11 protein-coding genes are annotated in these 13,289 nt (G+C 66.4%); 6 read left to right on the top strand and 5 right to left on the bottom strand.

Annotated elements, in window-relative coordinates; translation table 11 throughout:
* The first annotated feature begins 66 nt into the window (after positions 1–66).
* A complete protein-coding gene (locus JYA52_RS04665) occupies positions 67–993 on the top strand; it encodes an alpha-E domain-containing protein (protein ID WP_205652038.1) in 927 nt (308 codons plus the stop codon).
* Complete coding sequence (locus JYA52_RS04660; RefSeq protein WP_205652037.1) at positions 990–1,841, top strand: transglutaminase family protein; 852 nt, start codon at positions 990–992, stop codon at positions 1,839–1,841. The genes JYA52_RS04665 and JYA52_RS04660 overlap by 4 nt, the downstream gene beginning before the upstream one ends.
* 36 nt (positions 1,842–1,877) lie before the next feature.
* Here the strand turns inward: JYA52_RS04660 and JYA52_RS04655 are convergent, their stop codons facing one another.
* The 3 genes from JYA52_RS04655 to glgC all read right to left on the bottom strand — a co-directional run bounded on the left by JYA52_RS04655 (position 1,878) and on the right by glgC (position 5,345).
* Positions 1,878–2,360: a pyridoxamine 5'-phosphate oxidase family protein gene (locus tag JYA52_RS04655; RefSeq protein ID WP_205652036.1), complete on the bottom strand. Its 483-nt coding sequence runs from the start codon at positions 2,358–2,360 to the stop codon at positions 1,878–1,880.
* Between the two features lie 50 nt (positions 2,361–2,410).
* Complete coding sequence (locus tag JYA52_RS04650; RefSeq protein WP_205652035.1) at positions 2,411–3,862, bottom strand: SDR family NAD(P)-dependent oxidoreductase; 1,452 nt, start codon at positions 3,860–3,862, stop codon at positions 2,411–2,413.
* Positions 3,863–3,944: 82 nt separating this feature from the next.
* Complete coding sequence (gene glgC / locus JYA52_RS04645) at positions 3,945–5,345, bottom strand: glucose-1-phosphate adenylyltransferase (RefSeq protein ID WP_205652034.1); 1,401 nt, start codon at positions 5,343–5,345, stop codon at positions 3,945–3,947.
* 100 nt (positions 5,346–5,445) lie between these two features.
* Between glgC and glgA the strand changes: the two genes are divergently transcribed.
* Positions 5,446–6,642 (top strand): glycogen synthase, encoded by a 1,197-nt coding sequence (gene glgA / locus JYA52_RS04640; RefSeq protein WP_205652033.1) that lies wholly within the window; start codon positions 5,446–5,448, stop codon positions 6,640–6,642.
* A 97-nt stretch (positions 6,643–6,739) separates the two neighbouring features.
* Here glgA and JYA52_RS04635 read toward each other — a convergent pair whose 3' ends face one another.
* A complete protein-coding gene (locus tag JYA52_RS04635; RefSeq protein WP_205652032.1) occupies positions 6,740–8,836 on the bottom strand; it encodes an acyl-CoA dehydrogenase family protein in 2,097 nt (698 codons plus the stop codon).
* A gap of 51 nt (positions 8,837–8,887) precedes the next feature.
* Positions 8,888–9,568, bottom strand: a complete 681-nt coding sequence (locus JYA52_RS04630) for a TetR/AcrR family transcriptional regulator (protein WP_205652031.1) — start codon at positions 9,566–9,568, stop codon at positions 8,888–8,890.
* Between the two features lie 67 nt (positions 9,569–9,635).
* Here JYA52_RS04630 and JYA52_RS04625 point away from each other — a divergent pair, with 67 nt between their 5' ends.
* Genes JYA52_RS04625 through JYA52_RS04615 form a run of 3 tightly spaced genes read left to right on the top strand, consistent with a single transcriptional unit; the run spans position 9,636 to position 13,273 of the window.
* Positions 9,636–11,018 carry an acetyl-CoA C-acetyltransferase gene (locus tag JYA52_RS04625; RefSeq protein WP_205652030.1) on the top strand — a complete coding sequence of 461 codons (1,383 nt, stop codon included), beginning with the start codon at positions 9,636–9,638 and terminating at the stop codon, positions 11,016–11,018.
* Between the two features lie 9 nt (positions 11,019–11,027).
* Complete coding sequence (locus JYA52_RS04620) at positions 11,028–12,365, top strand: 3-oxoacyl-ACP reductase (protein ID WP_205652029.1); 1,338 nt, start codon at positions 11,028–11,030, stop codon at positions 12,363–12,365.
* Complete coding sequence (locus JYA52_RS04615) at positions 12,362–13,273, top strand: MaoC family dehydratase (protein ID WP_205652028.1); 912 nt, start codon at positions 12,362–12,364, stop codon at positions 13,271–13,273. The genes JYA52_RS04620 and JYA52_RS04615 overlap by 4 nt, the downstream gene beginning before the upstream one ends.
* Positions 13,274–13,289 lie beyond the last annotated feature (16 nt).

Here is a 13,289-nt window from a genome sequence, read left to right as displayed (position 1 = left end):
CGCCTTCCGTATCCGTATTCACGTCATCCACACCCGGCACCACACTCGCGCAGGAGGTAACCGCACATGCTTAGCCGAATCGCCGAGTCGCTTTTCTGGATCGGCCGCTACGTTGAACGGGCCGACGGAACGGCCCGCATCCTGGACGTCCACCTCGAGCGGCTGAACCACCTGCCCACAGAGGAGCGCCGCAGCGTTGCCCGCGAACTGCTGGCCGTCATGGGGGCGCGCCCGCAGAGCGAGGACTTCGGCCTCGAAGAACTGCTGCACGCCCTGGCCTACGACAAGCACAGCGCCACGTCGATCGCCGGGTCCCTTGGGGCCGCCCGTGAGAACGCGCGCCGTGCCCGCGAGACCGTTTCCTCCGGCTTATGGGAGAGCCTCAACACGACGTACTACGGCCTGAACCAGCACCGCAAGGACGTCGTGGGCACCTACCGGTACTGCCACTGGGTGCTCGAACGCACAGCGATGGTCAGCGGCCTGGCGGACACCACCGTCAGCCACGACGACAGCTGGCTGTTCCTTGCCCTGGGCCGGTCCCTGGAGCGGGCCGACATGACGGCCCGCATGCTCTCCACCCGCGACGTCCTCTCCGCAGGCATGTCCTGGGTGAACATGCTGCGCTGCGCCGGCGCCTACGAGTCATTCCTGCGCACACGCCGTGCCGCGTTCGGAGACCAGCACGCCGCCGAGTTCCTGCTGCTGGACCGGCTCTTCCCGCGCTCCATCGTCTACGCCCTGCGTGACGCCGACGAATGCCTGGCGAAGCTGGACCCCTCGGCCCAGCGTGTCGGCTTCATCAATGACGCCCGCCGGATCGTGGGCCAGGCGCGCACCTTCCTTGAGTTCCACCGCACCGACGATCTCATGTCGGAGCTCCCGGAACACATGGAGCGCGTGCAGAAAGCCGTCTCGCAGGCCTCGGACGCCATTTCCCGTAAGTACTTCAATCAGGCGGACGAACTGGCCTGGGTGGGAGAAGTTTCATGACCCGGCTGAGCATCATCCACAAGACCGGCTACAAGTACAACAAGCGGGTGACCCTCTCCTACAACGAGGCCCGCATGACGCCGCTCACGGACCCGCAGCAGGTGGTGCTGGAGTCCTCGATGAAGGTTTCCCCGTCCCAGGCGGCCGTGAGCAGCTACCGCGACTACTGGGGCACCCGGGTCACCGCGTTCGACATGCAGATGCCCCATGAATACCTCGAGGTGCTGTCCACCACCACGGTCGAAGTGCACCGGGTGGACCGCGTCCCGTCGGAAGCGGACATCGTCGGCTGGGACGTGCTCGGCTCATCGGAGATCCTCAACCAGTTCAGTGACTGGGTTCCGCAGTCCCAGCTCACCGGTCCGGGTGCCGAGGTCCTGGGGATCATCCCCGGCGTCGTCGAGGGAAAGAACCCGCACGAGGCCGCCATGGCAATCTTCGAGTGGATGCGCGGTGAGATGACCTACATGAAGGGCACCACCGGCGTCACCACCAACGCCGAGGAAGCCTGGAACCAGCGGCAGGGCGTCTGCCAGGACCTGGCCCACCTGGCCATCGGCGCGCTGCGCAGCCGCGGGATTCCCGCCAGGTACGTGTCTGGTTACCTTCACCCGCGTTCGACGGCGGACATCGGCGAGTCTGTTGCCGGCCAGTCCCACGCGTGGCTGGAATGGTGGGACGGCGAGTGGCGCAGCTGGGACCCCACGAACCACAAACCGGCCGGGGATTTCCACGTGACCGTGGCCCGCGGCCGCGACTACCGGGATGTCCCTCCGCTCAAGGGCATCCTGTCCGGCGGCGGCGGTTCAGCGCTCAGCGTCAGCGTGGAAATCACCAGGCTCGCTTAACCCGGAGCGGCGGCCTGCGCCCGCAGTGCGGGTCGCCTATTCGGGGGCGGATTTAACTGCTCCGCTGAGCTGCGTCCACCACGTCAGAGGCGGAGTCACCTTAAAGCGCCTGCCCGTGACGGAATCCGGAGTAATGCGGACGAAGTGGTCCTTCTGGCCTGCCTGCCACGGGAAGAGGTAGAGGGACGCTGAATCCAGGATTTCGTCTGTGCTTTTCAGTGCCGCGGCCTTGCCCTTGACCACCACGCTCCACGCCATGCCGGACACTGCGTCCACGCCGTCGGCTTCCAGCGCCACAGGGGATTCCCCGAGGGAACCGCCAAGTTTGGTGCCCTCACCGGTTCGAAACACCAGGGTGCCGTGGTCCACCGTGTAGTTGAGCGGGAAGATGTCCGGATGGTCGTCCACCCAGACGGCCAGCCTGCCGACCGAAACCTGTCGGAGCAGGTCCCAGCACTGGCTGGAATCCAGGTGTTCCACGGACTCGTGGGAAGCTGCGGCGGGCTGCACATTCGTCATGGAGCAGAGCCTACGCCCGCTGCACCATGCCTGCCAGTACGTTCCGGCGCCTACCAGTGGCTGGGCTTGTAATCCTTGAGGAAGACGCCGTACTGGTCCTCGCCGTGCTCGCCCATGACGATGGGGTCATAGACCCGGGCCGCTCCGTCCACGAGGTCAAGCGGCGCATGGAAACCTTCTTCCATGAGCCGGACCTTGGTGTAGTGCGGGCGCTCGTCCGTGATCCAGCCCGTGTCGACTGCCGTCATGAGGATTCCGTCGGTGTCCAGCATCTCCTGGGCGCTGGTCCGCGTCATCATGTTCAGGGCGGCCTTGGCCATATTGGTGTGCGGATGCCCCGGGCCCTTGTAGGCGCGCGAGAACTGGCCCTCCATGGCGGAGACATTGACGATGTACTTGCGGCGTGCGGTGGAGCGCTTCATCGCGTCCCGCAGCCTGCTCACGAGCAGGAACGGGGCGGTGACGTTGCACAGCTGCACCTCGAGCATCTCGAGTGGATCCACCTCGTCAACCACCTGGGTCCAGCTGTTGATCGTGGCAAGGTCCGGCACCAGCCCGCCGGCGTCGATGGCGGTTCCGGTGGCGATGCGTTCCAGCGACGCCGACCCGGTGGACAGGGCAAGCGAGGTGATAGCGTCGCCGGCAAGGACCGGGTGCTCTGTAACGCTGCTTGCGAGGGCCAGCGGGTGCTTGTCGTGGGCGTGGCCGAAGGTGACCAGCTCCGGGCCGCCGTTGGCCGCCTCCAGGGCGGCCGGCAGCGGCTCGTCCTCGGCGTCCACCAGGGGCTTGTAAGCGTTGCCGGAGCGGCGCACGGTCTGGGCCGCGTTGTTGATGATGATGTCCAGGGGGCCGGCGGCGTTAAGGGAATCCGTGAGCGCCATGACCTGGGAGGGGTCGCGCAGGTCGATGCCCACGATCTTGAGCCGGTGCAGCCAGTCTGCGCTGTCCTCCATGGCGGCGAAACGTCGCGCTGCGTCCTTCGGGAAACGCGTGGTGATGGTGGTGTGGGCGCCGTCGCGGAGCAGGCGGAGCGCGATGTACATTCCGATCTTCGCCCGGCCGCCGGTCAGCAGCGCGCGGCGTCCGGTGAGGTCGGTCCGGGCGTCCCGCTTCGTGTGGCTGAAGGCTGCGCACTCCGGGCAGAGCTGGTGGTAGAAAGCGTCCACCTGCGTGTAGTGCTGCTTGCAGATGTAGCAGGGGCGGGACCTGATCAGGTGGCCGGCCACCTTGCCGGTGGCCGACGGCGCCAGCTTGTTGCCCCGGGTCTCGTCGTCGATCCGGTCCGGCGCAGCCGTGGCGGTCTGGGAGATGACGGCGCGGTCTGCCTCGGCGATGAGGTCACGCTTGGTGACCCGGCGGTGCCGCTTGACTGCCTTGAACATCTTGCCGGTGGCGCGGCGCACCGAGACGTAGTCAGGGTGCTCCTCGTCGTAGACGTGGATGGAGTTTAAAACCTTGAGGCAGGCCTGAATCTCATCAGGCGTCAGATCGGAGGAGCTCATTGATCTGATTTTACAGCCTGTTGAGGCACGGGCCTGCCTCAGGGGTTGCCGGGACCAACGCCCGGCGACGGGTGAGTAGCGGCTACCTCGCGGAACTGTCGGAGGTGACGGCGGCTGCCTGGGCCTGACCTGCGTGGTTCACGGAATTGCGGACCTCGGGGTAGTTTTCCGTCGCGGCCTTCACCGCGTTAGGCACCAGGTGCAGGTTGGCCGCCGAAAGCTTCCGCTCGGCCTCGTCGGGCTCGGGTACCGCCTGGCCCTTGGAGAGCACGGTGATGCCGGAATCGGTGACCTTGAAGCCGCGGGCGCGGTCCAGCTCCGCATCGAGGCCGATCGCGGCGCCGGCAGGAACCTTGACGTTCTTGTCGATGATGGCGCGGCGGACCACGGCGCCCTCGCCGATCTGGACCTTGTCCATCAGCACTGAGTCCACCACGCGGCTGGCCGTACCGACGTAGACGTCGTTGGACAGGACCGAGCCTTCCACGATGCCGCCCGAGATGACCACGCCGCTGGCGACGATCGAGTCAAGTGCTGTCCCGACGGTGTTGTTGTCACCGCGGACAAACTTTGCAGGCGGGGCGATGCTCTGCCGCGTGTAGATGGGCCATTCCGAGTTGTACAGGTTGAACACCGGGAGCGGGGAGATCAGGTCCATGTGGGCGTCGTAGAAGGAGTCGATGGTGCCGACGTCCCGCCAGTAGGTGCGGTCGCGTTCGGTGGATCCCGGGATGTCGTTGAGCGTGAAGTCGTAGACGCCGGCCTCACCCTGGTTGACGAAATAGGGGATGATGTCGCCGCCCATGTCGTGCTTCGTGTCGAGGCGTTCGGCGTCGACGTGCAGGGCGTCCACCAGGGCGTCGGCGTCGAAGACGTAGTTACCCATGGAGGCCAGGAACTGGGTGGGGTCGGCAGCCAGTCCGGGGGTTGACGACGGCTTTTCAACGAACGCCGCGATCTTCTGGGAGTCTTCGGGGTCCACCTCGATGACGCCGAACTGGTTCGCCATGTTCAGCGGCTGGCGGACGGCGGCGACCGTTGCCTTGGCGCCGCTCTTGACGTGCTGCTCCACCATCTGGGCAAAGTCCATGCGGTAAACGTGGTCCGCGCCAACGACGACGACGATGTCCGGGTTGGCGTCATGGATCAGGTTCAGGGACTGATAGATGGCATTCGCGCTGCCCAGGAACCAGCTCTTGCCCACGCGCTGCTGCGCGGGAACGGAGGCGACGTAGTTGCCGAGCTGCGTGGACATCCGCCAGGTTTCGGAGATGTGGCGGTCCAGGCTGTGGGACTTGTACTGGGTCAGGACCACGATCTGCAGATAACGGGAGTTGACCAGGTTGGACAAGGCAAAGTCGATCAGCCGGTAGCTACCGGCGAAGGGCACGCCGGGTTTCGCCCTGTCAGCCGTCAATGGCATGAGACGGTTTCCCTCGCCGCCGGCGAGGACAATAGCCAGGACTTTCTTATTCAACGGCATGTGGTCGCTCCTGTACGCCTTCGTATCTTCCCCAAAAGTCCGGCACGCCCGGACTCCTTCACACTAGAACAGTTCAACCGTAACGACTACCTTGGGTACCGTGCGAATAGACATTGTGACTAAAGAGTTCCCGCCGGAGATTTACGGAGGCGCGGGCGTCCATGTAGCCGAGCTGAGCCGGGTCCTGGCCCAGCACGTCGATCTGAAGGTGCGTGCCTTCGGCGCGCCCCGCGACGCCGACTACCACGGGGCGAACGTGACCTCCTACTCGGTGCCGGAGGATCTCGGCTCCGCAAACGCTGCTGTCCAGACGCTGGGCGTGGATTTGCGCATCGTGCCGGACATCGGGGGCGCCGACCTCGTGCATTCGCACACCTGGTACGCCAACATGGCGGGACACCTGGCGTCGCTGCTGCACGGCATCCCCCATGTGCTGAGCGCGCACAGCCTGGAGCCGCTGCGCCCGTGGAAGGCCGAGCAGCTCGGCGGCGGCTACGCCCTCTCCTCCTGGGTGGAAAAGACCGCCTATGAGGCCGCGGCCGCCATCATCGCCGTCTCCGAGGGAATGCGGCAGGACATCCTGCGCAGCTACCCCAACGTGGATCCCGCCAAGGTCAAGGTGGTCCACAACGGCATCGACGTCAGCCTGTGGAACCGGGATGAGAACCACGACTCCGTCCGTGCCCTCGGCATCGACCCGGACCTGCCCAGCGTGGTGTTCGTCGGCCGCAACACCCGGCAGAAGGGTGTTCCGTACCTCCTGCGCGCGGCCGCAAAGCTCCCCGCCGACGTGCAGCTCGTGCTGTGCCTTGGTGCTGCGGACACCCCCGAGCTCGCCGCCGAAACGGCCCGGCTGATCGAGGAACTTCAAAGCCAGCGCAGCGGAGTGGTCCTCATCGAGCGGATGCTGCCCCGCAACGAACTCATCCAGGTCCTGAGCCACGCCACGGCTTTCGCCTGCCCGTCCATCTACGAGCCCCTCGGCATCGTGAACCTGGAAGCCATGGCCTGCGGCGCCGCCGTCGTGGCCAGCGCAACCGGCGGAATCCCCGAAGTCGTACAGCACGGGGAAACCGGGCTGCTCGTGGACATCGAACAGGTCACCGACGGCACCGGCACTCCGCTGGATCCGGAAAAGTTCGTCAGTGAGTTCGCCGCCGCCCTGACCGAAGTTGTCTCTGATCCGGAGCGCGCCCGCGCCATGGGCCAGGCCGGCAGGCGCCGGGCCGAGGAGCACTTCTCGTGGGAGTCCATCACCGAGACCACCCTCGACGTCTACCGTTCGGTGCTCAAGTAGTTCCAAGCAGTAAGAGCCCGACGGCGGCGCTCCCCACAGGGGGAACGCCGCCGTCGGGCTTTAACCGCCAGGCTTATTCGCCAAACTTAAGAGCTGGTCAGGAACGCCGGGCGTCCCGGGCCTTCCGGGCGAGCACCGATTTTTCGTCCACCGGCGCACTGCCGCTGGCCCGCTGTGCACGGTAGAAGTCCCGCGCTTCGTCCTGCCGGACCTTCTCGGCTCCGGTGGCGATGGCCGCGCGCAGGTGGTCCTGGGTGTACCCGAAGGAGTCGACCAGATCGGGGGCGTGCGGCCGGATCTTGACGAGCAGCCGGTTGATGTAGCCTCCCACCGTCCGTGCACGCTGCATGGACAGCCGGCCGTTCATCAGGTACCAGGACAGGTTCTTCTCGATCAGGGACAGCCCGAACAGGTCCCGGAGCCAGGTAAGCACAGTCTTCGTTCCCGGATCCGTGCACTGGCCGAGGGCGTCAGTGAAGGCCTCCCATTGCAGGAGCTCGGCGTGGGCCTGTGCTGCATCGATCAGCTCGTTCTGGTGCCGGTTGAACACGGCAGCGGCTTCCTTCTGGGGTAGCTTGCTGGCTCCCCTGAGGGCGGCGCCGGCCTCTGCGACCATGCTTTGAACGCGGTCGGTGAGCAGGGCGCGCTGGCTCTCCTCGTCCCGCAGGGCGATGGCGGCCTTCTGTGGCAGCCCTGTGTCCGCCACGAACTGCGCTACGCCGCGGAGGCCGGTGCGGTGGACCGCGGAGCCGGCTGCCTGGTTGACCACGTAGCGGGCCAGAACCCCGAAATTGACGTTGCGGAATTCATTGGCGTAGTCCGCAAGCAGCCGCTTGGCGACGAGCTGCAGCAGCACGGTGTTGTCGCCTTCGAAGGTGACGTAGACGTCGAGGTCGGCGCGGAGCGAGGCGAAGCGATTTTCGATCAGGAAGCCGGCGCCTCCGCACGCCTCGCGGCATTCCTGCAGGGTGTCCAGGGCGTGCCACGTGCTGAGCGGCTTGAGGGCCGCTGCCAGGGTCTCGAGGTCCTGGCGGTCCGCGTCGGTGTCGTGCGCGCCGGAGAACACGTCGTCGAACTTCTGCAGCAGCTGCTCGTGCGCGAATGCGGCGGCGTAGGTGGTGGCCAGGCGTGTGAAGAGCCGGCGCTGGTGCCTCTGGTAGTCAAGGAGCACCTCTTCTTCGGTGAGGGAAGAGGAAGTGAACTGGCGCCGTTCGGTGGCGTAGGTGATGGCCGTCTTGAGGGCGATCTTCGAAGCGGCCACAGCAGCGCCGTCGAGACTGACCCTGCCTTGGACGAGGGTGCCGAGCATGGTGAAGAAACGCCGGCCGGGGCTGGCGATGCTGGAGCTGTAGTTCCCCTCGGCGTCCACGTCTCCGTAGCGGTTCAGCAGATTGGTCCGCGGGATCCGGACGTTGCTGAAGTGCAGGCGGCCGTTGTCGATGCCGTTCAGGCCGCCTTTGAGGCCGTCGTCCTCGCCGCCGATTCCGGCCAGGAACTCCTTCGTATCGGGGTCGCGGAGATCCACATAGAAGGCGTGGACCCCGTGGTTCATGCCGCGGGTGATCAGCTGGGCAAACACCACCGCCCCCAGACCGTCAAGGGCGGCATTGCCGATGTAGTCCTTCCAGGCCGCACGGAAAGGCGTGTGAATCACGAATTCCTGCGTGCCGGCGTCGTACGTGGCGGTGGTGGCGATACTCGCTACATCCGAGCCGTGCCCCGTCTCGGTCATGGCGAAGCAGCCGGGGATGTCCAGGTTCATGATCCCGGGAAGCCATCTCCGGTGGTGTTCCTCGGTGCCCAGGTGCAGCACGGCCGAGCCGAAAAGGCCCCACTGCACGCCGGCCTTGATCTGCAGGGAGGGGTCGGCGGTGACCAGCTCCTCAAAGCCCGCAATGTTGGCGCCGTGGTCGTCGGAACCTCCGAGCGCGGCCGGGAAGGCGCGGTGGACGGCGTTATTGTCCACCAGGTAACGGAGCTGGCCAAACGTGCGCTGCCGGTGTTCGGTGTGTGTAAGGCCCTCGGCCTTGTGCAGCTCTGGCCGGGCAGCCAGTTCTCGGGCCTGACGCCGGACGTCCGCCCACTTGCCGAGCAGCTGCTCGCCCAGCGCCGCGACGTCGACGGCGGGCTGCGTGCCGGCAGTTGCGGGACGGGACGAGGTGGTGTCAGTGCGGCGGTCCGCTACTTCGGTCATAACGATTCCTTCGTTGGGTCTGACAGTTTTTTGGAGGGGTTTCTGGGGCGGTTATGGAACGTCGGTGAGTTCAGGTGCGATGCCCACGCACAGCCAGGCGGTGATCTGGCGGGCCATGGTTTCCTGGTCAGGTTTCGTGGAGGAGTCCGGGCTCGCCAGCCACTGCTCTCCCGCATTGCGGACAAGTCCGATGGCAGCGTTCGGCCAGTATCCAATGACCGCTTCCTTGCCTGCACCGAGGTGCGCGCGCATGGGCTGGGCGATCATGTCCGCAATGGAATCGAAGAAGTGGCCCAGCGCGCCGGCCGTGGCAATGGCGGTGTGGCCGCCGTCGGGATCTCCCGCTGAATAACGGGTCACGAAGGTGTAGACGTTGGGGCTGGTTTCGGCCATCTGGAGGTATGCCGAGACCATGGCCAGCAGGCCTTCCCTCGGAGTCTGGGCCGCCTGGGCCGCCTCCTGGATCCGCCGCTGCATCTGGCCCAGAACCACCTCGCCCACGGCCTGCTGAAGCCCGGCCTTATCTCCGAAGTAGCGGTAGAAGACAGACTTCGAGGTTCCGGCGGCCGCCGCTATGTCCTCCATGGACGCATCGCTGCCCAGGGCGTGAACGGCCCGCCGGGCAGACTTGATGAGCTCCCGCCGGCGCTCCTCGCGGTGGGACTGCCATCGGGAGGCGCGGCCGTCGACGGCGGCGGGTCCGGACAGGCTATCTCCGTCAGACTGGCTCATATTCACGATACCCAGCGTATCAGGTACGCTGGGTATCGATAACGTCCCGGAGCTAAGGAGATGCCGCATGTCCATCGACGGACAGCCAGTAAATGGCCACGAGGAACCCGCCGAAACGCGGCCCGTTTCATCTGCCCGGAGCCTTCCTGCATCTGCCCTTCACAGGGCAGTGGTGGTGGGCGGCAACAGGATTCCGTTCGCCCGCACAGGCGGGGCCTACACCAAATCTTCAAACCAGGACATGCTCACGGCCGCCCTGGACGGACTGATTGCCCGCTTCGGCCTGCAGGACGAGCGGATCGGCGAAGTTGCCGCGGGCGCGGTCCTCAAGCACTCGCGGGACTTCAACCTGACGCGTGAGGCCGTGCTGGGGTCTGCGCTCTCGGCCGAAACGCCGGCCTACGACCTCCAGCAGGCGTGCGCCACCGGACTGGAAACAGTGCTGGGTCTGGCCAACAAGATCAGGCTGGGGCAGATCGAATCGGCCATTGCAGGTGGCGTCGACTCGGCCTCCGATGCCCCGATCGCGGTCAGCGAGGGGCTCCGGGAAGTCCTGCTGGACCTCAGCCGGGCCAAGACCCTGCCGCAGCGCCTGCAGATCCTGGCCCGCCTGCGGCCCAAGGACCTTGCTCCCGACGCGCCGAACACGGGCGAGCCACGTACCGGGCTGTCCATGGGCGAGCACCAGGCTGTGACCACCGCCCAGTGGAAAATCACGCGGGAGGCGCAGGATGAACTGGCCTACAACAGCCACCGCAATCTTGCAGCCGCCTATGACGCCGGCTTCTTCGATGACCTCCTCACGCCGTACCGGGGGCTCAGCCGGGATTCGAATCTGCGGCCCGACACGACACTTGAGAAGCTTGCCTCCCTGAAGCCCGTCTTCGGCCGGAGCCTCGGGGCGGAGGCCACCATGACGGCGGGCAACTCCACGCCGCTTACCGACGGCGCCTCCACGGTGCTCCTTGCCTCCGAGGAGTGGGCGGACCAGCACGACCTGCCCAAGCTTGCCACTGTCCTGGACGGCGAAGCCGCCGCCGTGGACTTCGTGCACGGGAAGGACGGGCTGCTCATGGCTCCTGCCTTTGCCGTGCCGCGCCTGCTGGCGCGCAATGGCCTGACGCTGGATGACATCGACTACTTTGAGATCCACGAGGCATTTGCCGGAACCGTCCTGAGCACGCTGGCAGCCTGGGAGGACGAGGAATTCGGGCGCACGCGGCTCGGACTGGACGGCGCGTTCGGCAAAGTGGACCGATCCAGGCTCAACGTCCACGGTTCCTCACTAGCGGCAGGCCACCCGTTCGCAGCAACGGGCGGACGCATCGTGGCGTCCCTCGCCAAATTGCTGCACGGGAAGGGCACCGTTAACGGCCGCCCCGCGCTCGGACTCATCTCCGTCTGCGCCGCCGGCGGCCAGGGCGTCGTGGCACTGCTGGAAGCACAGTAGGGGATTCTTATGACAGACACATACACGCGGCTGGTCAGCAAGGGCCTCGGCCGGGACGTCGCCAAGAAACTCGGGCTCCCACAGCCCGCCGCACTCCGGCGCTATGAACCCGGTCAGCCCCTCAGCAACGGCCCCGTCCTGCTGGAAGGTTCGAGTCCGGGGGCTGACGAGCTCGCAGCAGAGCTCCTCAGATGGGATGTGGACGTTCGCCGGCACGCCGTTCCCAGGGAGAGGCTCGGCGGGATCGTGCTGGTCCTGGACGATGTTGAGTCACCGGACGACCTCGAAAAGCCGGTGCTGACGGCTGCGTCCTCCTTGCGTGACCTGGCCCCGAACGGGCGCGTAGTCACTATTTCGCGAGCTGCTGACGGCAGCCCTCCGGAGGTTGCTGCTGCCCGGCAGGGGGTTGATGGGCTGCTCCGCTCACTGGCAAAGGAACTTCGGGCCGGCGCCACGGGCAACGGCATCCTGCTCGCCGACGGCGTTACGGCCACGGCTCCGGCGGCACTTGGAGCACTCCGCTTCTTCCTCTCCGGCCGGTCCGCCTATGTGGACGGCCAGTTCGTGCGGATCAGTTCGGCATCGGGGGAGCTCCCCGCCGACGCCGACAAGCCGCTCGCCGGCAAGGTCGCTGTCGTCACCGGCGCCGCGCGCGGCATCGGAGCCGCCATTGCGCGGACGCTGCACAGGGACGGCGCGACGGTGGTGGCGGTCGATATTCCGGCTGCGGGAGACCACCTCGCCGCCGTTGCGAACGAAATCCGGGGAACAGCGCTGCAGCTCGATGTCAGCCGGGACGATGCCGGCGGGCGGATCATAGACCACGCCGTCAGGCGCCACGGGCGGCTGGACATCGTGGTCCACAACGCGGGCATCACCCGGGACAAGCTTCTTGTGAACATGGATCGTGGGCGTTGGAGCTCGGTGCTGGCGGTGAACATCAGCGCGCAGCTTCGGATCAATGAAGCCCTGCTTGCGTCCGAACATTTCCGTTCCAATCCGCGGATCGTGTCGGTGGCCTCAACCACAGGCATCGCCGGCAACCGGGGCCAGACGAACTACGCGGCCTCCAAGGGCGGGGTGATCGGGATGGTGCGTGCCACGGCACCCCTGCTGGCCGGGCATGGCGGCTCGATCAATGCGGTGGCTCCCGGCTTCATTGAAACGGAGATGACCGCCCGCATGCCTTTTGCCACGCGGGAGGTCGCAAGGCGGCTCAATTCGCTGCAGCAGGGCGGGCGCCCGCAGGATGTTGCCGAGGCGATTGCGTTCCTCGCCAGCGACGCTGCCGGGGGCATTTCCGGCGAAGTGCTGCGGGTCTGCGGACAGCAACTGGTGGGTGCATGAGCCCCGGCCAGCCCATCATCCTGGGCGAGATGCCGTCCCTCTCCAAACTGTACGTGAACGCGGCCGCCGGGGCCGCGCGGCGCCGGCTCCTTGGATCCCACCCGGCAGCGGCGCTGCCCGCGACGGGCCACGAAGTGCGGGGCGTGCGCGCCGACGTCGGACAGTTGACCGCCTATCAGCATCTGGTCGGCGAAACTGCCAGCGATGTGCTGCCCGCAGGGTTCCTCCATGCCATGGCGTTCCCCGTCGCCATGAGCATCATGAACCGGGACGACTTTCCGCTGCCGCTGCTGGGCATGATTCATCTCCGCAACGCCGTTGAGCAGTTCCGCCCGGTCCGGTTCACCGAGGCACTGGATGTCAGCGCCCGCGCCGAGGCACTTCGGGCACACCGGGCCGGAACACAACTGGACATCGTTGCCGAGATCCGCACGTCCGGGGACGACAGTATCCGCTGGCGGGGCGTGTCCACGTATCTGGCCAAGGGCGCCTATCTTCCGGGCATCGACAAAGCGTCGGGCGGGACGCCAACGCAGCAGTTCACGGCTCCGGACCCCACAGCCATCTGGCAGTTGGGAGTCGATGCGGGGCGGGCCTACGCCGCGGTGTCGGGGGATTTCAATCCCATCCACCTCAGTGTCCTGTCCGCCAGGGCACTGGGCCTGAGGCGGTCCATAGCGCACGGTATGTACCTGGCGTCGCGGGCACTGGCAGATGTCGGTGCGGCCAAAGGCGATTCATTCCGTTGGGACGTTGCCTTTGAAGCGCCGGTGTTCCTTCCGGCGCGGGTTGCCCTTGATATTTCGACGGTTCAGGCTGAGGGAGCCGGCTGGGTGCGCTCGGACTATGTTGCATGGAACGCGCGCTCCGGCCGAAAGCACTTCAGCGGATCGGTGGCGTCGCTGTAGCGCTGGCCGCAAGGGC

Origin of the sequence: Arthrobacter pascens (assembly GCF_017052465.1) — a bacterium.
In the GTDB taxonomy this organism is placed as follows: Bacteria; Actinomycetota; Actinomycetes; order Actinomycetales; family Micrococcaceae; genus Arthrobacter; species Arthrobacter pascens.
Note: the sequence above shows the minus strand (reverse complement) of the source record. Positions and strands in the feature narration are given on the sequence as shown.